This window comes from Thermosphaera sp. (genome assembly GCF_059755995.1).
In genome coordinates this window covers 1-19,507 of record NZ_DBOUKL010000063.1, presented here as the reverse complement: position 1 = coordinate 19,507, position 19,507 = coordinate 1, and the positions used below count along the sequence as shown (strand labels likewise).

General features: G+C 45.7%; 23 protein-coding genes and 1 tRNA gene. 11 read left to right on the top strand and 13 right to left on the bottom strand.

Features of this window, described 5'->3' with window-relative positions; translation table 11 throughout:
* Together AC3OH0_RS06355 and AC3OH0_RS06350 are read right to left on the bottom strand one after the other, a co-directional pair.
* Nucleotides 1-261 (bottom strand): hypothetical protein (locus AC3OH0_RS06355; protein ID WP_498345180.1); only part of this gene is annotated, 261 nt, incomplete at its 3' end.
* A 33-nt stretch (nucleotides 262-294) separates the two neighbouring features.
* A complete protein-coding gene (locus AC3OH0_RS06350; RefSeq protein WP_498345179.1) occupies nucleotides 295-957 on the bottom strand; it encodes a transcriptional regulator in 663 nt (220 codons plus the stop codon).
* Between the two features lie 90 nt (nucleotides 958-1,047).
* Here AC3OH0_RS06350 and AC3OH0_RS06345 point away from each other — a divergent pair, with 90 nt between their 5' ends.
* Complete coding sequence (locus tag AC3OH0_RS06345; protein ID WP_498345178.1) at nucleotides 1,048-1,347, top strand: hypothetical protein; 300 nt, start codon at nucleotides 1,048-1,050, stop codon at nucleotides 1,345-1,347.
* A 117-nt stretch (nucleotides 1,348-1,464) separates the two neighbouring features.
* Here AC3OH0_RS06345 and AC3OH0_RS06340 read toward each other — a convergent pair whose 3' ends face one another.
* Together AC3OH0_RS06340 and AC3OH0_RS06335 are read right to left on the bottom strand one after the other, a co-directional pair.
* Nucleotides 1,465-1,824 carry a hypothetical protein gene (locus AC3OH0_RS06340; protein ID WP_498345177.1) on the bottom strand — a complete coding sequence of 120 codons (360 nt, stop codon included), beginning with the start codon at nucleotides 1,822-1,824 and terminating at the stop codon, nucleotides 1,465-1,467.
* Nucleotides 1,825-1,880: 56 nt separating this feature from the next.
* Complete coding sequence (locus AC3OH0_RS06335) at nucleotides 1,881-2,804, bottom strand: flippase-like domain-containing protein (RefSeq protein ID WP_498345176.1); 924 nt, start codon at nucleotides 2,802-2,804, stop codon at nucleotides 1,881-1,883.
* A 115-nt stretch (nucleotides 2,805-2,919) separates the two neighbouring features.
* On the opposite strand from AC3OH0_RS06335, the gene prf1 reads away from it, so the two are divergent.
* Nucleotides 2,920-4,011 carry a peptide chain release factor aRF-1 gene (gene prf1, locus AC3OH0_RS06330; RefSeq protein WP_498345175.1) on the top strand — a complete coding sequence of 364 codons (1,092 nt, stop codon included), beginning with the start codon at nucleotides 2,920-2,922 and terminating at the stop codon, nucleotides 4,009-4,011.
* Nucleotides 4,012-4,078: 67 nt separating this feature from the next.
* Nucleotides 4,079-4,348 (top strand): hypothetical protein, encoded by a 270-nt coding sequence (locus AC3OH0_RS06325; RefSeq protein ID WP_193436755.1) that lies wholly within the window; start codon nucleotides 4,079-4,081, stop codon nucleotides 4,346-4,348.
* A gap of 163 nt (nucleotides 4,349-4,511) precedes the next feature.
* On the opposite strand, the gene AC3OH0_RS06320 is transcribed toward AC3OH0_RS06325, so the two are convergent.
* Nucleotides 4,512-5,546, bottom strand: a complete 1,035-nt coding sequence (locus tag AC3OH0_RS06320; RefSeq protein WP_193436756.1) for a phosphate signaling complex PhoU family protein — start codon at nucleotides 5,544-5,546, stop codon at nucleotides 4,512-4,514.
* A gap of 185 nt (nucleotides 5,547-5,731) precedes the next feature.
* On the opposite strand from AC3OH0_RS06320, the gene AC3OH0_RS06315 reads away from it, so the two are divergent.
* Nucleotides 5,732-5,834 (top strand) — tRNA-Cys (locus AC3OH0_RS06315).
* A gap of 21 nt (nucleotides 5,835-5,855) precedes the next feature.
* Here AC3OH0_RS06315 and AC3OH0_RS06310 read toward each other — a convergent pair.
* Together AC3OH0_RS06310 and AC3OH0_RS06305 are read right to left on the bottom strand one after the other, a co-directional pair.
* Nucleotides 5,856-6,650 (bottom strand): family 1 glycosylhydrolase, encoded by a 795-nt coding sequence (locus AC3OH0_RS06310; RefSeq protein ID WP_498345174.1) that lies wholly within the window; start codon nucleotides 6,648-6,650, stop codon nucleotides 5,856-5,858.
* Between the two features lie 71 nt (nucleotides 6,651-6,721).
* A complete protein-coding gene (locus tag AC3OH0_RS06305) occupies nucleotides 6,722-7,366 on the bottom strand; it encodes a glycoside hydrolase family 16 protein (RefSeq protein WP_498345173.1) in 645 nt (214 codons plus the stop codon).
* Nucleotides 7,367-7,524: 158 nt separating this feature from the next.
* Between AC3OH0_RS06305 and csa3 (AC3OH0_RS06300) the strand changes: the two genes are divergently transcribed.
* From csa3 (AC3OH0_RS06300) to AC3OH0_RS06270, 7 genes are all read left to right on the top strand, one after another.
* Nucleotides 7,525-8,145 carry a CRISPR-associated CARF protein Csa3 gene (csa3, locus tag AC3OH0_RS06300; protein ID WP_498345172.1) on the top strand — a complete coding sequence of 207 codons (621 nt, stop codon included), beginning with the start codon at nucleotides 7,525-7,527 and terminating at the stop codon, nucleotides 8,143-8,145.
* Nucleotides 8,146-8,258: 113 nt separating this feature from the next.
* Complete coding sequence (locus AC3OH0_RS06295) at nucleotides 8,259-8,627, top strand: hypothetical protein (protein WP_498345171.1); 369 nt, start codon at nucleotides 8,259-8,261, stop codon at nucleotides 8,625-8,627.
* A gap of 2 nt (nucleotides 8,628-8,629) precedes the next feature.
* Nucleotides 8,630-9,688 (top strand): type I-A CRISPR-associated protein Cas7/Csa2, encoded by a 1,059-nt coding sequence (gene cas7a / locus AC3OH0_RS06290; protein WP_498345170.1) that lies wholly within the window; start codon nucleotides 8,630-8,632, stop codon nucleotides 9,686-9,688.
* A gap of 18 nt (nucleotides 9,689-9,706) precedes the next feature.
* Nucleotides 9,707-10,693, top strand: a complete 987-nt coding sequence (locus AC3OH0_RS06285) for a CRISPR-associated protein Cas5 (RefSeq protein ID WP_498345169.1) — start codon at nucleotides 9,707-9,709, stop codon at nucleotides 10,691-10,693.
* Nucleotides 10,690-11,865 (top strand): hypothetical protein, encoded by a 1,176-nt coding sequence (locus AC3OH0_RS06280; protein WP_498345168.1) that lies wholly within the window; start codon nucleotides 10,690-10,692, stop codon nucleotides 11,863-11,865. Before AC3OH0_RS06285 ends, AC3OH0_RS06280 begins: the two co-directional genes overlap by 4 nt.
* Nucleotides 11,852-13,702 carry a CRISPR-associated helicase Cas3' gene (cas3, locus tag AC3OH0_RS06275; protein ID WP_498345167.1) on the top strand — a complete coding sequence of 617 codons (1,851 nt, stop codon included), beginning with the start codon at nucleotides 11,852-11,854 and terminating at the stop codon, nucleotides 13,700-13,702. The genes AC3OH0_RS06280 and cas3 overlap by 14 nt, the downstream gene beginning before the upstream one ends.
* Before the next feature lie 6 nt (nucleotides 13,703-13,708).
* Nucleotides 13,709-14,590: a hypothetical protein gene (locus AC3OH0_RS06270; protein ID WP_498345166.1), complete on the top strand. Its 882-nt coding sequence runs from the start codon at nucleotides 13,709-13,711 to the stop codon at nucleotides 14,588-14,590.
* Between the two features lie 68 nt (nucleotides 14,591-14,658).
* Here the strand turns inward: AC3OH0_RS06270 and AC3OH0_RS06265 are convergent, their stop codons facing one another.
* The 6 genes from AC3OH0_RS06265 to csa3 (AC3OH0_RS06240) all read right to left on the bottom strand — a co-directional run bounded on the left by AC3OH0_RS06265 (nucleotide 14,659) and on the right by csa3 (AC3OH0_RS06240) (nucleotide 19,012).
* Nucleotides 14,659-15,588, bottom strand: a complete 930-nt coding sequence (locus AC3OH0_RS06265; protein WP_498345165.1) for a hypothetical protein — start codon at nucleotides 15,586-15,588, stop codon at nucleotides 14,659-14,661.
* Between the two features lie 44 nt (nucleotides 15,589-15,632).
* Nucleotides 15,633-16,157, bottom strand: coding sequence for a CRISPR-associated protein Cas4 (gene cas4, locus AC3OH0_RS06260; protein WP_498345164.1), 525 nt, complete (start codon nucleotides 16,155-16,157; stop codon nucleotides 15,633-15,635).
* On the bottom strand, nucleotides 16,157-16,444 hold the full coding sequence (gene cas2 / locus AC3OH0_RS06255; protein ID WP_498345163.1) for a CRISPR-associated endonuclease Cas2: 288 nt from the start codon (nucleotides 16,442-16,444) through the stop codon (nucleotides 16,157-16,159). Before cas2 ends, cas4 begins: the two co-directional genes overlap by 1 nt.
* Nucleotides 16,445-16,446: 2 nt before the next feature.
* Entirely contained in the window at nucleotides 16,447-17,472 is a 1,026-nt protein-coding gene (gene cas1, locus AC3OH0_RS06250; RefSeq protein WP_498345162.1) for a CRISPR-associated endonuclease Cas1, read from the bottom strand.
* Nucleotides 17,430-18,269, bottom strand: coding sequence for a type I-A CRISPR-associated protein Cas4/Csa1 (gene cas4a, locus AC3OH0_RS06245; RefSeq protein WP_498345161.1), 840 nt, complete (start codon nucleotides 18,267-18,269; stop codon nucleotides 17,430-17,432). Before cas4a ends, cas1 begins: the two co-directional genes overlap by 43 nt.
* 128 nt (nucleotides 18,270-18,397) lie before the next feature.
* Complete coding sequence (csa3, locus tag AC3OH0_RS06240; RefSeq protein WP_498345160.1) at nucleotides 18,398-19,012, bottom strand: CRISPR-associated CARF protein Csa3; 615 nt, start codon at nucleotides 19,010-19,012, stop codon at nucleotides 18,398-18,400.
* Nucleotides 19,013-19,507: the final 495 nt, after the last annotated feature.

Genomic DNA, 19,507 nt, shown 5'->3' with positions numbered 1-19,507 from the left:
ACTCAGTACACTGTCCTTTAGCGATGCAAAGACGAGGATTCCTTTCGGTTTAAACACTATTGTTATCTCATAAATGTTTGCATCTATTACAATGCTGCGGGGAAGGGGACGTTTAAGCTCTTTCGACAAGAACAAGTGAGATCTGACAACATCCTTCGATGCTTCAACAACCTCATCCATCTCCTTCTTAGATATGCTGGATAAGGGGTAGATTTCCACTAGTTCTCCATTATAGTCGAGTCTTGCAACTACTATTCTCAAAACAACCCCTAATGCTTATCAAACCATTAATGTTTAAAAACCGGCGGACTCTAACAGCTTTTTCAACTCTCCTATAAGCCTGGTCAATGATTCCAGCTTGTTCATTAAATCCTGGTTCTTGGATGAAAGAGCTTTGTTCTGCTCGCTTAGATCTATTATTAGTTTTTCCTTCTCACTAATCAAGGATTCGAGTTCCACTATTCGCTTCCTAGCCTCTTCTAACTGGGATTTGAGCATTGTGTTCTCCCTCCTTGCCTCCTCTAGCTCAGCCTCCAGCTTCTTCACCCTCTCCTCCTCGATTTTGAACCCGCTCATAAACGGGAACGAGAGCTTCAACTCCCCGGCTTTCAGCTTCTCATATGTTTCCGCCACAAGTTTTCCAGCCTTAGTCTTCCCTGATAGGTGAGACCTAATGGTTGTCTCGCTCCTACCCAGTTCCTCGGCTATTTGAGGCACCATGATCCCCGCCTTGCTCCTGGCCAGCGCTGATGCAGCAATAGCCAGGCTGTCAACCCATGTAGCCCTCTCAACAGGGTCTTTTAACAGCTCCATTATCTCTGGACGGAATAACGTCCCTATGATTAAAGCGGTCTCCAACTGCTGAATCTCCTTCTTCCCCACCGGCTTCACTGGAATATTGGACAGGTCTACAATTACCTCCACGGGTCTCCTCGCTTCCTGGATTGGCTCACTCATAGAAACCCCTGTGATTATATTTTGTATCTAGGAGAATAAAACCTTTCCTTTAAAAAGGATTTTAAAAGGATGTTGAATGGGGAGTGTGAATTGAAGGTAGAGCTGATTGTTTCCAAGAACTTCCTATCATTGTTTACCGTAGAGATCGTTAGCCAAGCCGTAAAAGCGTTCAGCAAAGCCAACTCCGCCAAATTGGAGTTGAAAATTGTTTGGGAAAATGAGGTCGAGTTTCCTGTTTTGAAAATAGCAGGGTTTCCCCCTATAGTTGTGAAAACACCTCCAAGCCTTAGCGAAGTCTTGAACATGTTGACGCTTGCTCTAGATCTCAGCGAGCTCTCGCAAGCGCCATACGGGATTGTGAGCGCGTGGGAAGCCGACACAATCGTTTAGTGGCGTGAGAATCAAGGTTTAGTTTTGAATAATGAATGAGCCCTGTTTAAAGTGATCAGCCCTGCTGTAGCAGGATGGGTTTTCAACTAGGCTTCTCCAATATCGGTAGGGGCAAGCCTATTTCTCACTGGCTAGCGAGAGATAGGGGCATGTCCTCCACAGCTCTACGCACTTTGACACGCTGTTTCTAGGGATGTATTTTTCAATGGCTTTGCAATATGCTACACAATCCTCTTCTCCAAACCTTTTAACTAGAAAGTTAGGGCATTCGCTGAACACGGTGCAGGCTATCTTGTGAATGATGGGGTAAACCTCTCTCGGAGCCTCCTGCTCCGGGGGGTCGGCAAAATAGCTGCACTCTCTATAGTTTTTAGTAGTGCATGTTTCCTGTTTAACCACGACGCTGGAGGGCCTCCCGTACGTTGAAACCACCGAGGGGTTATAGCATAAGCCATTGTGGTAAAACGGGCAGCTCACTCTTTATCACCAAGCTTACGAGTCTGTTAATACGTTCTGGAAGTTTTAAACCGTTTTCACCCGTTTCCCTGAGCCAGCTCCCTAGCGGCAACAACGAATCCTATTAGGATTGTTGAATAGTAGAAAAGAGTTCTGTAGCTAACAACGATGGATGGTGGAAGAATGATTGATAAGCCGTATTCTGAAGATATGCTTCCACCGGGCGTGGGTATTGAACCCATGCTCATCATGAAGTAGTATGCTATAACGCCTTCTAGTAGGTAGTTGCCACCTGCCAGGAAGAATATAGCTAAGCCCCAGGTTGTGTTATAAGCTATTGTCAGCGCAACAAGCACGAGCACCCCGGTGAAACCTATTTTAGACGATATCTCCCTGTATCCGTTTGAAAACTTCACAAACCTCTCATAGAATGCGGGGAGTCTTGCGGATATTTTCAGCAGGAGTGAATTATTTGAGCGCCCACTATTCCGTTTAATAAAATAACTCATTGCCAGCCATGAGGTAACCATGAAGGATGCGACAAGTACTACCGGGATTGAAACCGGGATGTAGAGGAGGGCTGGTATTAGGGCCACTGTGTTGACAAGTATCACGTCGTAGTAGACCTCGTAGAGAGCTAGCGCGTACAATTCCTCTATATCCTTACCCATGATTTTTCTAAGGAATGCAGCCCTAGCCGGCTCCCCGCCTATGGCTGATGGGGTGATGTTGGCAACTAATCCTCCTAGTAAGCGGGCTTTCAGAGAAGCTTTAAGGCTAAGCCTGTAACCGTAGATTTTTCCCACAAGATATTTCAGCCTCACCGCTGAGATAAACCAGCCTGCCATGAGAACCGTGAAGGATGCCAACCCTTTCCACGAGACCAGGTCTTTAAATCCTTCGTACCCGGCTGTCAGGATACTGTAAGCTAGTATTACAAGGGTTACCATTAACAGCGTGGCAATGATTTTCCTCCAGTTAGCCGCCAGCGTTGAGGGCAATGCAGCAACCTTTAACCTATTAGTTATCGTTACGTATTTAAAACCTGAAATATATACGTTCGTTAAGGTGTTCAAGGGATGAGTCTTTAGCTATAGTGAGGAACAGCTTGAATCAATGCGCGTGGATAAGCAAAAGCTTAGAGAAATAGTTAGGGAGCTTAAAAAGTGGAAGGCACATGCTACAATCCTGCCCAGCCTGTACGTCCCTCCTGGAAGACCCGTTAGCGATGTCTTAAACATGCTGAGGCAGGAGCTATCCATCACAGACAACATTAAGCTGAAGAAGACCAAGTCTGCTGTTCAAAGAGCTCTCTCAATGGCTATAGACAGGCTCAGCAAGATCCCGAAGATCCCGGACAAGGGGCTGGTGTTGTTCGCCGGCGAGAACCCGGATACCGGGGAATCAATACTGGTAATGCTGATCCCTCCGGAGGAGGTTCCAGTATATTTCTACAGAACCGATAAGCACTTCCACACAGAGTTTCTCGAGGAGATGGTTTCCGAGTCCAACATCATTGGGCTTCTCCTCATAGAAAGGGATGCGGCAACGATCGGCATGCTTAAAGGAAACAGGCTGAAGATTGTCGAGGAGCTTGAGGACTACATCCCTGGTAAGCATGAGAAGGGTGGTCAGAGCCAGCGGAGGTACGACAGGATTATTGAGCAAATGGTTGAAGAGTTTTACAAGAGGGTTGGAGAGCATGCTAACAGAGTCTTCCTACCACTTCACGAGCAGGGGAAGTTGAAGGGGATTCTAGTAGGCGGCCCAGCCTATGCGAAGTACGACTTCCTGGAGAAGGACTACCTGGATTACAGGCTGAAGAAGATTGTCCTGCCGGAGCTGATAGATGTAGGGTATCAGGGTGAGGCAGGCCTCAGGGAAATGATCTTGAAGGCTGGAGACCTGCTGAAGGAGCAGGAGTATGCAGATCTTTTAAAATACATTGAAGAGTTCAAACTACACCTCGCAAAGGACGACGGGCTTATCGTGTACGGTGAGGAAGAGGTTAGGAATGCTCTGGAGATGGGGATGGTTGCAGTGCTGATTATTAGTGAGGAGCGCGAGGATGTTGAGCAGTGGCTAGAGCTGGCTAAGAAGGGCGGGGCTAAGGCGCTGGTTCTCAGCAGTGATGTTCCGGAATCAGAATGGTTTAACAAGACATTCAACGGGTTAGCAGGTATTCTCCGCGTAAGACTATACAGTTAAATGGTAACACGTCCTCGATAACGTTATTAAGTTTCAAAAACCATTATATTAGTAGGTGTCTCCTACAGTGGGTGAGCTAAGACTCGATCCTTCGTTCAGGAGAGAACTCATCTCTCTAATAATCAACGCCGGCCTCGAAGAAGACTTCATCGAATGGCTGAAGACCCAGGGAAGGACTCACATAATAGGAAAGATGGATAACGTGCCGGACGAGCTACTGCTGGTTTATATTAGGGAGAAAAAGCTCACTGTTGAAGAAGAAACGGTCATACCGGAAAGGGTTGAGGCCGGCCCCGAGGACGACTTGTATATTAAAAGCAGGGAAGGGAGAAGATAGCCTTTTCTAGCTTACGGTGATTGTTTTTAAACCGTGATGTTCACGGCAAAGGATTGAGGCCGGGAGTGACCCGACCCATGCTCACTCTTCCCCCGGTACTCGGGGGCGTTGCATGGGCACCGGGGTCACACGTTGAAAAATATTCTCTCGGGGAGTTTTAAACCTATTTAACCTCTATCTCGGGTGATTTAGAAGCTTTAATGTTCAGGGAAGCCTCAGCTATTCCATTAGAGTATCTTACGATCCTTCTTAAACTGTCGCATACCATTACTAGGAATGCTTTCTCACGCTCCTCCATTTTAGCCGGGATTATATCCTCGTATAGAACCTTGTCTATCTGCTCGACAACCTCTTTCGCGCCCTGGATAACTTCTTCAGCACCTCTTCTACTCTGGCTGTATAAAGCCTCCATTGCCTTGTTGAATATTTCCAGGGCCTTGTATGAAATGTTTTCAACCATGTCTACTCTAGCTATTTTCTCAGTTCTCAATAATCTTTTAGCAATGTTGGTGGCGTGATCAGCTATTCTCTCAAGGTTCCTGGCTATAATCCTATAGTTCATTGCTTCGATAATGTTTGAAAGGCCTAGTTCGTGCTGGACTCTGACATCGATTAAAGCCATTGACAGCTCCCTAACTATCATGTGATGGAACCTGTCTGCCTCGTCATCTCTCTGAATGACTGCTTCAGCCAGGTTCCTGTTATTGCTCAGTAACGCCTCCACCCCGTCCTGCAGCATATTGTTCACAATTAAATGTAGCCTGCGGAGAGCACTCACTATTGGGAGCTCCTTAATATTCAACAGTATTTTGAAAGTTACAGCGTTGTAGGATTCCTCGACAACCTCGACGCCTGCGAGCTTCACCCTTGCAAGGTTCTTTATATCGCTGACTCTCTTTGCGAGATTGGGCAAGCTGGGGTCGAAAAGTATTGTAATATTGCTGTAGCCGGATAAGTAAGCCGCGACCAGCATTCTGAAAACCTGCTCCGTCGGGATGTCTGCTGAAACCTTGATTGTTGACTGTGATTGAAACACCTCCATTTCAGGCGGTATTATTACGAGCTTCCCCTCGTACTCGTAGACATATACGTGATCGCCGCTTTTCAGCTTAACAGCGTCAACCCACTCTTTTGGAAGTGTGATTATAAACGATGATGAGCCTGTTTTTTGAACCTTCCTTCTCTCTATATTGGGCATGAGTATATCACCACTTTTTTAATACATTTGTAATTATCATACAATATTTAATTTATGTACAAAACGTTTTTATATATTTACCGATAATCTAAGTGAAAAATAAGTACATGCTATACGAGTAATAAGAGTATTAGGAATCTTATACGTAAAAGTTAATTAATCCTTTAACATTAATGTAGAATTGAGCCGGGGTGGCCGAGCGGTCTAAGGCGGCGGGCTGCAGGGCTATTAAGCGCTCAGGGTTCACGGACACCCGTTTCACCGCGGGTTCGAATCCCGCCCCCGGCTCTCATCAACCTGTGAAACAGCTTACTGCATCATTACGAGATGCTCCAGCTCCTCCGGTATTCCATTAGTTCTCGCTATCTCACGGAACACTAGAGCGCTAGGGCGGAGATATCTTTTCTTTGTTTTAAAGTCGACCATGACTAGTCCAAACCTCTGCCTGAACCCCTGGGCCCACTCGTAATTGTCTGTCAGGCTCCAGTGGAGATAGCCTTTCACAGGTATTCCCTCGTTTACTGCTTTCCACACGTTGTAGACGTGGGAGACAAGGTATGCAGGTCTTAACGCATCCCTACTATCTGAAACCCCGTTCTCAGTCACGATCAAGTCGACTCTGTAACGGTTGAAGAGTTCTTTCAACAGTAGGTAGAGTCCTTCAGGATAAGCCTCCCATCCGAAATCGCTGCACGGGTTTCCAGCAGGGCTGTATCCTCTGGGAGTGCAGGTGTAACCGTATCCGGGTTTTAAAACCGGCTTGCCGTTGACGAATTGGAAGACTACACGACTGTAGTAGTTAACGCCCAGCCAGTCGAGCCGGCTAGCGAGATCTTTCCTGTATTCCTTGCTAACGTGGGAAACACCCTTGGTAATCATGTCAGTGAAAACGTATAGCCTAGTATTCTTCACGCTCTCAGCCACTTCCGGAGGCCCACCGAACAGTTCGAACCAGATGAAAGAGTAGATTAGTCCGACAGGCTTGCTGCTGAACCGTTTAATATTGTCGTAAGCACGTGCATGCGCCTGTATCATGTTTCTCTGCGCTCTCTCAGCATCGGCGAGGCTCAAGTAGCCCGGGGGGAAGCCGCTTTTAACATACATGTAGCCCTGCTCGTACACAACGTGGTATGGCTGGCCGTCGATAAACCACTTGATGTACTCGCTCGTCCACTCTATGGCGAAGACATGGTAGTCCTACGTGAAATCATGTTTTCAGGCAGCTTGAAGCTTGACCCGACTCCTCGGCCCCCGTAGCAGAAGGGTGCGTGAACGGTTCCGTATACGATGGTGGGGTCGCTCCCGATCAGCTCCATTATGTCTATCTCTCTGCATGAAGGCCATGCTTTAGTATTATTGAGGCTCCACTCCTCCCCGAGCATCCAGATAGCGGGCCACAACCCCTTCCCCGATGGAAGCTTAGCCCTCACCTCAATGTAACCGTATTGAATCTTGAACTTACCGACGGTGTCCAGCCTCGCTGATGTGTAGTTGAAGACTTTCCCGGTTGACTCGTCTACAAAGATCTCTCTTCTGGCTTCTATGACGAGGCTTCCATTCTCTATGAAAGCGTTCTCACGCCTGTAGTATTGGAGCTCATTATTCCCCCAGCCGCACAACTCGTACTCGCAACCATCCCCGATGTTGAAATTCCACGTTGACTCATCGATCACGCCTTCCTCAAACTCCTCGCTCCAGACAAGCCTCAACCCGCTTGAATATTCCTCGGCAATGCTTTGCTTCAAACCGCTGGATCCATCATTAAACAAGCCGAATGGCAGGGTTAACAACAATATGATCAGAAAGACCGGTATTCTCAAACCGTTTACCCCCTCTAACCGTTAATCTAGCGTTTCAAAGGATAATACAATCCACATGATTCGAGGCCGATGGGGTTTTTGAAGGAAGATGGTGTAATATGACTTAACGTATTAAATAGTAAAGCTTAATATAGAATGTTTAAGAGGAGTGGGGTGTTTTGAGCGTTTTAATCGCGAGCTTCGGCTTCGACATAGACTTTATTGTTAAAAGAATAGCTTCCAAGAAGTATAGTAAAGTAGTGTTGATCGCCTTGAAAACAGGTAGCGGTTTCAAGAAGGTTGAGAAAGCATATGACACGCTCAACATACTTTGCAACTCTCTCAACATAGCCTGTAGGCTGGAGCCGGTGACCCCGGAGGCGTTGTTTGAATCTGTTAGGTCAATACTGCTGAGGGAGGTGAGTGGGCCTGGCGAGGTTGAAGTATACTTGACCGGTGGTCCGAGAATGCTCGTGGTCGCACTACTACTATCGCTCCTCACCCTTCCACTAGAGTATGTTTCAAAAACCAAAGTAGTAGTTGAAGGAGAAGGATTCGAGTGCTCACTGCTGGCAGACCTGCAACTGCTAATAGCGTTGCTTAAACTAGATGAGCGAGACAGGATAATAGTCAGCAACCTTGAGGGTTCAAGAAACACTCTTGCAGAGATTGCGAGGAAGACAGGAATACCCAAGGCAACCCTGTACAGGAGGCTTGAAGAACTAGTTGAGAAAAAGATAGTGGTGAAAGAAGAGTTTTACTCGGTAAAGAACATTGCAGAGGTAACATGCGTAGAGTAATGAGTTGTTTCACGTTGTGAAACAGAGTATTGGCTACGCAGTTTCAACTTATGGCTCTCCATGAAAGCAAAAAATATATACAATCTCACATAATTAATTTAGTGTGTGAGAACATGTATGACCAAATAATAGAAGTACTATCCTTTCTCGGGGCAATAGGTGACTATAGCTATCTAGACCGGTTGGGGAACGCTATCGATGAGGCAAGCATCCTAGAAGCATTAAGAGATGCTGTAAGAGCATACTATACAAACTGCTTAAACCGCCCTCCTTGTGTTGAATATGACAGGGAAAAGGGTCTTGGAATTAAATGCCCCCAGTTAAAACCTGAAGATCTCGAGAAAGAAACTTCCTACATAACAATGAACCTAAGCAAAGCCAGTAGAATTGAGATCATTAAAATGAGTCGAGAGATCGCTCTTAAAGCTTACGCTAGAATAGGAGATATTCGTGAGAAAGGGTTGTGCAGGATAGGTGAGTAGGAATGATAGTTACCTTATCCCTCTCTGCTAGAACACTTGTCAACGCGGAAGCATTAAACATGGCTGAATCGGTAGGAAACTATACGAGGCATAGGAAAGCACCAGTAGTAATAGTTACTGAAGAAGGCTACTCCGTAGTCTACGTCCCAGCCGTTAGCGGTGAGTCTCTCGCTCACAGTTATCAATCACTACTCACGCAAATAGCGAAGAGTAGAAAACTACCTGTTACAAAATTGGATGAACTAGGCTATTTCTTAAAGTTCTCGGATGATAACGTATTGAAATGGTATGAGGAAGAATTAAAGAAGGTAGGTTTTGATATAGCTAAGATCAAGTCGGGGTCTCTATCTGATGTTGAGAAAGCTATTCTGAAAACAAGTGTTGTAGCTGATGTGGGAGGATTCCTGTATACATCTAGACAGGTCAAGAGAACCTCTGCAATACGGTTCAGCTACATGCTACCAACACTTGACGCTATAGAGAAAGGAGGCGTAGCTATAACACCACAGTTGCATACTCGTTATACGTCACCAGAGCTAGCTAAGGAGGCACAGATGCTCTTCTACCTAGAAAGCGGTTCTGCTCTTTACACTTTTACAGCCGAGCTCGTAGCCAGCGATATCTCGAAGACGTTTTACGGTGAGGAGGATCAGGATTTAAAGAAGCAGAAGTTGGAGCGCATTAAAGCAGCTATAGACGCTCTCATAGCATTAGTAGACGGCATGCACTTCGGAGCTAAGAGAACTAGATACCAGCCACTATGGGATGTTAGAAGCATGGTGGTAACGGTGAGTAAAGGACCTGTAGAGTTCTTGGCCAGTCCAGGCTTAACAAGAGACTATATTAGGAAAACCTATGAGAGAGCGGTAGCGTTAACCCAATCCATTACTGAAGAAACAGTAAACGTATATGCTTACAACGGTGAGAACCTTGAGAAACCTTCTACGACACAAGGTATAAAGAATGTAACCTATGATGATGAGGCGAAATCTCATACAGAAGCCCTTATAAAAGCCAGGGAAAAACTCCTAAAAATGATGGAGCCTCTTCTAATGGTATAACATATTGAGGAGGTATACTTGACTAATATACGCGGTTTTTATGCAAGTGCTACTCTCTCCTGGGGTTTCATAGTCAGGCATAAAGGGGTCACAGCAGCTCAACCAGCATACCCTGTCACACCTCCTACCACGGTCGTGGGCGCATTTGGCTACCCGCTTGCTAGGCTACTCGAACTTCCAATACATGTTGAAAAAATTGGTAAGGAAGAGAAAAAGCCTAAGCGAAAGAAAAGCGAGGAGGTTTACACGATAGACTGGGGAGAGGGCAAGCTGGTTTCAGAACCTATGAAGCCTTTACTCGAAGCCACTATTACAGCTTCTGCTGCTGTAGTTTCACCTCGGTTCTCTATTAGTAAATCAGCATCTGCATCACGTAGAATAATACAAGTAGGATTAGCAGTGTATCAGGAAATCGGTAAAATCGTTTCATCCCCGTATAAAAGTGGTGGAAGTTATCAAAAAGCTTTTTCTTACAATCCAATGGATTCCGAGTTTTTTACCTACTCTATCCCTACACTGCTTCCTGCACAAGCGGTTGGAGCAGTCTATGCGCCAGCATTAAAAGTAGAACTATTGTGGGTAGTAGATATTGAGAAGCTGTCAAGGGAACTAGGAGTAAGCATCGAGAAATTAGATAGTGTAGCAGGTAGGGCTGTTTACAGTGTTGTGAGAATTGGTAGTAAGGAGGGTCTGGTAGCTCTTGAAAAGGCTTATTACTTTAAAAACCCTACCGTATTGGAAGCCAAGGAGAAAGTAAGAACCAGACTATATGTTGAAGAGTCCTGCATAGAAAAAGCGCTAGATCCTTCCAGGGTTGTTAAAATAACAATGCCTAATTTGAGATATAGTACTGTAACATATCATGTTCCAGCTCTTATCGGCTCGAACAACCTTATAATACCGCTGGATGAGGAAACCCCTCCACCTAGCTTCGAAATCAAGGAGTCTTGTAAAGCAATCGCTTTACCGGGTTTAGAGAACGTTGTAGGGGTGTTTCCTTCTTGAGTGTAGAGATCAAGGTTTTAGATGAAAAATCCATAGGCAAATACTTCCAGGCAGCCGCCTTGGGCTACATTCTTGAGGATTTACCTGAAAACCTTCGGGAGAAAATATTGCGAGGTTTTACGACAGGAACTATAACTTTAAACTTAAACGAGGCGAATCAGCTTGTTAACAACCTAGCTTTGAGCTTAAACAAAATATGTAATGCTAAGGAGTCAACCCCCAAACTATACACTGCAGGAGATACATCTGATAGGGAGATCATTTCAGAAATGGCCCCTGGAACACCCTACGAGTTTAGCAAGGATAAAAAAGGACCACAGCTCTGTAGTTGGTTAATCAGCATTGCTCAGACTCTCGTGGAAAATGCTAATAAACCGGTTGATATGCCCATGTTTCTCAGAACCTATGTTTTCTCCAAGTATAGAGATTTTCGAGAAGTTGAGGGTGAAAAGGTCAATGGGATATCGCTGTATGTAGCATCTGCGGGTGCGTTAATATCGATTATCGCTAAGCAAGCTAGGGGTAATAGCAACTTTGAATTCTACCTGGTCCCGGATGCATCGGTCGAATCCTTACAGAATGCGCCCAGGATTTACACGATAACGCACGCTACCGGAAACGGGTTGGAAGGCTTAGAGAAACGTATCAGGGGTTTTCTGAGGGTTGAAAACATAAGTCTAGAGCTAACGCTACTTCTTTCAATAGCTTTACATGTGAGTGATGTTACAAAACATGTAATGGAAATGCCTCCGCTCACAGGTCTTTTCAACGTTTTCGAGAAATTCAGATTGATCAATATTGAGTGTAGTGGAAAAAGGCCGTTAGTGGTGTGGGAAAGACCTCTTACGATAACACATATTTTACAAGTATTAGATAAGAGAGGGGCGTTGGATATATTGAATATGCTTTACTACGCGTCAAAACACAGTAATATGGTTGAAAAAGCCGGGGACGTTATCTCACAGTGTATTTCAGCTTTGTTCGCCTACACCGAGACCGGGTCCCTAGACGCGGTCTTCCTGTGTGGAGCTAGTGCTCAGAGAATATCTGATCAATTCGGGGATTTGTGTAGGAAGAACAAGTCGGATGAAGCATGTAAAGGCGAACTATACTTCAAAAGATTAACCGGGAAAGTTGCTAGATTAGTGGGATTCCATCATGGGCTCTTCTAATTCCTTAATTGGATTGATAGAGTCAAGAACAGCTCTTCAGAAAGTTCTCGAAGAATATGAGAAGGGTAGGAACATCATACTTATAGCGCCTACGGGTTACGGGAAGACTATTCTCTCGTTAAAACTAATTGAAGTAGCACGTAGCCATGGGTTTTCTAATGGTTTAATACATGTCGTGCCTTACAGGGCTCTAGTGAGAGAGATTTATTCCGAGAAGTTCAAAGGTAACTATTCAAGTGTTGGTTATCAATCACTTGATGAGATAGGTGGGGATAAGTCACCATATTATCTCAGGGAACTAGTAGTTACAACGCTGGATAGCTTCATTTACAACCTGTATAAGCTGCCAGTATCCGAGATGTATAAGATTTTAAGGGGTGCGAGAACTCTTGGCCACTACTATCCTGTCCTCGCCTCTATCTTCACGTCTACAATCGTGTTTGACGAAGCACATGTTTACCTAGGGTCTGAGCTGGCGAGTGGAGAAAGCAACGAGTTTGAAACCCTGTCTTTTATGCTAGGCGCGCTAAACTTCTTAGTAAGAATGAATCAACCCCTAGTGATTGAGACCGCTACGATGCATACTAGCATAGTAGCGGAGATTGTAGATAAATTGAGATACGAAGGGAAAGATAGTGTTATCGTATACGTAGGCGGTGAGAACGCGCAGATAAAGAATCTGCGTGGAAAAGGTTTTAATCTGTTTGCAGTTAAGGATGAAACCTTTGAGGAAAAACATGGTTTTCCGTGGAAAACAGTGTTTGAAACACGTGATAATGTATTCAAGTATGTAGAAGATATCTGTGAGTCTGAGGCTGTTCTCGTAATACATAATTCTATAAAACGCGCTGTCGAAGCATACAATGAGTTGAGTAGAAAATGCAGTAATGCTGTTCTACTGCACAGTCTCATGAGTAATAAGGATAGGGAAAGAGCTCTTGTAAAAATCATGAATGAGATAAGTGGGAGAAAAGGCGTAATTGTATCTACGCAGGTTGTGGAAGCGGGCGTTGACGCTGGTGCAAGAATACTGGTGACGGAACCAGCTCCTGTTGAAAACCTTGCTCAGAGAGCTGGAAGACTCTGTAGGGAGAAATTCGAAGAGGTTTTCAAAAGGTGTAGGGAGGAGAGTGCGGAAATATACATTGTGAAAGATGATCCTGAAAAAGTGGCTGAAGTTTACAGTAAAACCAGAGTAAGCAGGACTATGGAGTTGATAAGTAAAGCTACTAGCAACAATAAAGATGCAGTTAACTGGAGATTGCTGAGCGTTGAAAGACCCTATTTGAGTTTTACCGAGATAATCGAAGAGGTTTCAACAGAGTTTCCAAAGGAAATCTTGCATAGTAGTTCCTACGACTTTGCAAAAGCATATTTAGAGAGCGATGCGCAACCTGATGTCTTAATTGAAATCCTGAATGATCTTGGAGGAGGCCTCGTGAGATCTAGCATACTAGTCAACGTGTTAATACCGCAACACAGCGGGGATAAAACAGGAGAGTTAGAATTCGTCACGGTTGATTTCGCAAGATTAGTTAGAAGAGAGATATCAGCAGACAGCAAGTGCCTGGACTACGTAGTTGAGAATGATAAATACTATTTGAAAATACTTCTCCAAGCAATCATTGACGGCCGGCTAAAACTCATAGAACATAAAGTGAAAGATGATTTGAAAACCCTGAGCGGGATTCTCAGAAACCAGAGGTTTAAACAGGTTATCAATATTTTAACTGGTGTAGGGAAAGAGTTGCCGGATAATGTTAAAGGGGTCACGGGTTCTTTCCTGGTTGCGAGAAGAGATTGCTACACCCGGGGCGAGGGTTTTGCGATCTGGTGAGAGAAGATGAGATGTCTTGAAATAATTAGGAATAGCTGGCCGGTGGCATATGCTCGATGCGGTAGTGAGCCACCCACGATAATTCCATTAGCAAAACATTTAAAGCTAACAGCCGACCTCATGGCGTTTTTATTCAAATACAGGTTTGGTAGAATGAAGAATGTTTTCACTAGAAGATTTGTCGAAGAATTCGTTGAGAGAATTAATTTGGAAGACATCGTTTATAGTATTGGATTATTACATGATCTAGGGAAAAGCTCGCTATTCTATCGGGATAGGTCTATTAGTGTTGAAGAGGAAAAAATAGTGTTTACAGGCCATGAGCACGTTATTTCATGTATACTCGTAGATCTAGCTCACAGAGATGATGACGAATTCTTCAGAGCTGAAAGTATCTTAGCAGCTAAAGTTATTTCAAGACATCACAGTGCAATGATGAAGAGGCATCCCTCAAGGTTCACTCCGCAAAGCTTTTTCTCCAAGATTACAAGTGGAATGTGTAACGATGAAGTAGTAAGCTTCATTGAGAGGCAGCTTACACCTATGTGTAAAGATGGTAGTTATGTTTTTTGCGAACGCGTGCTAGCAAGTTTGTCCCACATCCTTAAAAACAAGGAGTTCTGCGACAGGCTTGTCTGGGATAAGTGTAAACCCGATATACATGAATTCCATCTCTCCGGACTAGGTATAGATGTTCTTGATAAACGCGTCTACGATGTGTATAAAATAGTATCTGTTATCACAGGGATATTAGTGTTGGCGGATAACCTTGCGGCTACATATGAGGGAAGAGTAAGTGATGAAGGAGCCAGCAGTCTCTACGTTTCACACTGGGAGAATGAGCTAAGCCCACTTATTGTTAAATACCTTGGAAGCATGAAACACTAAGCCTAGCTCTCCACTTGTTTTTTATCTATATAGAAAGGTTTTTCCACCAAGGCTTTTGTAATAATTACTTATTCTTCCCTGCTCTCTGCCTGTACTGGTTTCACCTCTACGTGTCCGAAGCCTGTTGCCCTCCCTGCCCCTGTCCCCAGGGCTATTAAATATGCGAAGATTTCCGCAAGCCATTCCTCCACGTTTACCCCTTGCTTCTCAAGGTGTTCCAGGTATTTCTCGTCTACCCTGTAGTTTACGTAGCCGGTTAGCGCTGGTATTGGCTTATCAGTGTAGTACACCCATCTCACCCTGGCAGTGTTCAGCACGCTGTATGTTTCATTGAATAACCTATGGATTCTCAGCAACTGCTTTCTAAACAATCCTTTTCTAAGCATCCCGGTCGTGTAGAGTTTTAAGCGGATTGGTGTTGCGAACACGTTTAGGGGTGTTGGCAACATTGTCTTATGCTTCCTGCTCGTTTTCAACGGGTCTCTGAGGTGTGTTGGAGATGAGAACACTATTTTAACGCCCCGATTCTCCAGGACCCTCCTAGCTACTTCTCTTCCTTGTATACGCGGGTTTGAAACATCTATTGCCAAGGTTTCAACGCATACTTTCTGCTTGACGAATTCGAAGCACTCCTTGTAGTTTATTAACGCTGAAACTACCTCACTACTGGATGCTGTGGACTCGTGGAGTCCTAGGTAGAAGTGGTATGTAGAGTTCAGCTTAATATTTCTCGGGGGGCCGTTGCACTTAGCCATTTCCCTGTCTCTGCACGACGCGTAGCTGTATAGGCATCTGACTCCGCGAGGGGTCGTCGCGTAGAGAGGCGAGATGTGGATTAGCTTAGGCGTTGACCCGGACGCTGGCTTGAAGTGCTCGGCCAGGGGAGGATAGGCTTTAATAAGTATTGTTTTGACCAGCTTGCTCGTGTATAGGTAGCCGTAGAAGCCGGATATGTTAACGCTGGCTTTTACAGCAACAAGCTCGTCGGGCACAAGCACACCAGTAACACCTACTGTTTCAACAAGATATAAACACGCATGCTTCAGTGAAGCGGGCAGAAGCGCTTATACCAGCAGCTACTACACTTTCTCGGATCAGGCCGTGTGTGAGGCGGCTTCTCAGATGCAAGCGTTTTCGACGCCGACTCTACAATACCCTCCACGTCGTGGATTAAATCCTCCGTCAGCTCTATCTCTTTCGCAACCCCCTGCACCTCCAGCCTGAGCTTTCTAACCCTCTGCATCTTCTCCCTGGCTATGAGGTAGGATGTTGCTGCTTGCTCAACATATCTCGAGTAGTTGTGGCTTTTAAACGCTTTCCGCTCAACTATCACACAATACTTCTTCTCCTTGACTACTTCATCCAGTACTGTAGCACCTTTCCTTGTTGAAACGTATACTTGTCCCCGACCTTTCAGCTGGGTGTAGGCTTCCCTGCCCAGGAGCATGCTGTCCGTGTATGGCTCTTGTATTTTAAACCATGTTTGAATCCATGGTATTACCGGGCAGTACGAGTACTGCTTGATCGTTGAGGGGGTTACTTTCTCGACAAGCTTGAAGTTATACACTACCGGATCACCAGTAGCCTCCTGTCACCGGTGATTTCGGAGAAGGGTTTGCCGAACACTTTCATGTGCTCCAAGCTGTATTCGAGAAGGGGTATTAGGTGGATGACATCGCTCTCCGCTTCTACGTATTTAGGGAGGATTCTCTCCACGTCTCTTAAAACCCCTGGCAGGGGTTTGCCGATGAACGCGCTTCTCTGGATCCTGTCAAACCCTCTAGTCTTCAAGTAGTTGGCTAGTTTAGCCCTGGCTTCATTGCTTGATATGTCGTAGACTATTATGACGTACAATGCTACCACCTGTAGGTGAAGGCTTCGAAGACCCCTTCGCCACGGAGGAATGAGGCCAGCGAGTACGCCGCCTTCTTGATCACCTGTCTCAGGGTTATGGATGCTTCATCAATGTACTGTGCCCTGGTGTTGTCGAGGAACTCGTTCAGGGCTTCAACAATCTTTTTCCTGGATTCATAGTCTAGTAGCCCGTTGCTCATCGCTGGCCTCCACCCTTTGCGGAAAAGGTATAGTGCGGTGAGGTCGGCTGAGAACCTGAACATTTCTATGAAGTCGTACACGAGGACTGGTTTCCCAGATCTGTCGGCGTGGAGGAAGCCTGCGTAGGGGTCGAGTCCTGCGAGGACCAGGGTTTTCCAGCACTCCGAGTAGAGTATTCCGTAGGAGTAGTTTAACACCGTGTTGACAGGGTCGTCTGAGTCCTGGTTTCTCCCTTCGAAGCCCAGCTCGCCCGGGATTAGCAGGGCGTAGTTGGCCCAGTATGTTCTCGCAGCGTCAGCCTCTATGCTTCTAAGCCTTTCCCTAGCCTCTTCGAAGGAGGATTCTATCATTCTCGCCTTCAATGCTTGCTCGCTGAGCCTGGTGGAGGCTTCCTTCAGCTCGGGGGTTCTCGTGTTGTAGTAGTATTTTCTAAGTACTGCTGCCTGGTTTGCGATCTTCCCGTAGACGAGCTCCTTCATCGCGTGTAATCCTTTAACGGTTCCGTTTGAAAAGTACTGGGCTCTTCTTGTTTCAACTGTTTTGTTTATGAAGGGAGGGTAGACGCGGCCTACGGGTAGGCCTCGCGAGTCCAGGATGACCAGGTCTACCCCGAACTCTATCAGCTTGCGTATTACCTTGCTTGAGAGCCATACGCCGCTTGTTGCGATCACTACTTGCTCCAGGTCTGAAACGGGGACTTCCTGCTTGCTGTTTTTCGACTCTACCAGCAGTAGTCCTTTCCTGTACCTTAGCCTTACGCCGTAGCCTGCTATGAGGAGGGTTTTCACGGGTGGCACACCTTGTGGAGGGGGCATTTCGCGAGGCATTGTGTGTCTACCGGCGGCTCCCTGTTTTCAAGGAGCATGTCTATTATCTCGTCTCTCTCCTCGATGAACCATTTTCTCAGGTGGCTGTTAATGTAGACTGGTTTGAAGGATATTTTCAGCCTGTCCCTTACCTCGTTAACGTATATTAGGAGGCCGTAGTCGTAGGGGACTTCGTACTCTGCTTCAAGGGCTAGGGCGTAGCCTGTTAGCGAGAGCTTGTGGAAGTCTCTTGGCGCCCCGTATTTGAAGTCTACTATTACGCCCCCGTCTGCCACGATGTCTATTGAGAGGTTTGGGGAGAGCCCTAGGTTTGACCCGTCTACTTTGAACTCGGATATTATGAGTGGTGGGGATGTGTTGCTTTTCGTCAGGTCTTCGTATGAGAGCTCGCCGAGTATTGATAGGAGGGTGTACTTGTACGCCTGCTCCACTATTTTCTCGTATTCTCTGCTGTGCGTGTTTAGCTGTCGCCACTTGTTTTTAACAGCCTCGTAAGTGTCCCATGGCTTCCACCCTAGTACTATGTGCTTGTAGGTGTTGGCGATGGCTGTTGAGACGGCTTCGTGGATTAGGTGTCCCTTGATCAGTGGTTCTGTTGCCTCTGTTTTAACGCTCATTTTTCTTCTCAGCCATAGGTCTCTCCTGGTTTCACAGTATTTTGAGGCTATTTCCGAGACTCCTAGCTCTAGGTATGCTCTTGGTTTGAGCGGTGGTTTATCCCAGTTCCACCCTCTGAGCTCTTCGTCTACTGGGTCGTTTTTGGACCATTGGTAGAGTCTTCTGATTGTTCTTAGCATGAGTCTTCTGTTGATCACGGCTGGTCTCCGAGGGTTGTTTTCTTTTTACACCCTGTTATTTCACCGGGTTTGCCGTGGGTTTGCCTTTCCTTTCCTTTTCCGGGATTTTTGTATTATATGGTTTCGGGCTAGCTGTAGAGGGCTGTTGCTACTGGGGTTGCGGCTACTTTTCCCTTTCCGGTTTTAGTGATGAGTCCCATGTTTTTGAGTCTTGTGAGGATGTTTCTCACTGTTTTCTCCTTGACTTTTAGTTTTTCGCTGATTTCGTTCACGCTTATGCCGGGGTTTTCTATTACGGTTTTTAATACTTGGTGTTCGAGGCCGCTGGGGTTTTTGTAGATGTTTAGGATGAGGTGGTGTGGTGCTAGTATGGGCTCTACGCCTTCTGTTTCCGGTTCGTAGTAGATGTTGAATGTTTTCTTTGTGGCTAGGAGGGCTATTTCGATCATGTGGGTTATTATTCTTAGTCCTGCCCCGGTGCATAGGTAGATTTCCTGGTCTTTGTGCTTCTCGATGGTTTTTCTCAGTGTGCGTATTGACCCGTAGAAGTCTTTGCAGCTTAGTTCTATTAGGGTTGGTTCTGAAAACCCTTGTCTTAGGCACATGGCTTTGAGTGATTCGACGGCTCTTTTAACGGCTCCTGTTAGAGGTCCGCATGTTACGGTGTAGACTGTGTCCTCTTCTTTCACGTGTAGGTGGTTCATTGCGCGGAGGATGATGTCTTCGTGAAATCCGATGGGCATGATGAATACTCTGGATGCCCTGGGGAGTAGGGGTTTGCCCGGTGAGGGTTCCTCCCAGGTTGAACGGCTTATGCTCCCACCATCCCTTCCCCACTAATTATTGTGTGGAGGGGTTTATAACTTATTCCCTAGCTGTTACGGGAAAAACTCGGCCCGTGCGGACGCCTCCTCGAAGACCGAATGGTTCAGGAAATTGAACACTGTTAAATACCAAGAAACTGTGTTTCCTAACAAATGGCAACCTTCCCCAGCCAAACCGGGAACCACCATGATCAACCCTCATGATCAGTTTTGATCAACCCCCCATGATCACAATGGAAAAAGATAAATACCCAATACAACAAATAAAAAACCGAAGACAATATTAAAAACCCACATCAAAGATCAAGCACAGAATTCAATCAGAAGAATTGAAAGGAACTCCTTGAGTATGAGTTTTACTTGCTCGGCCATCTGCTCCGGAATTCAATCAGAAGAATTGAAAGCGAGTAGACC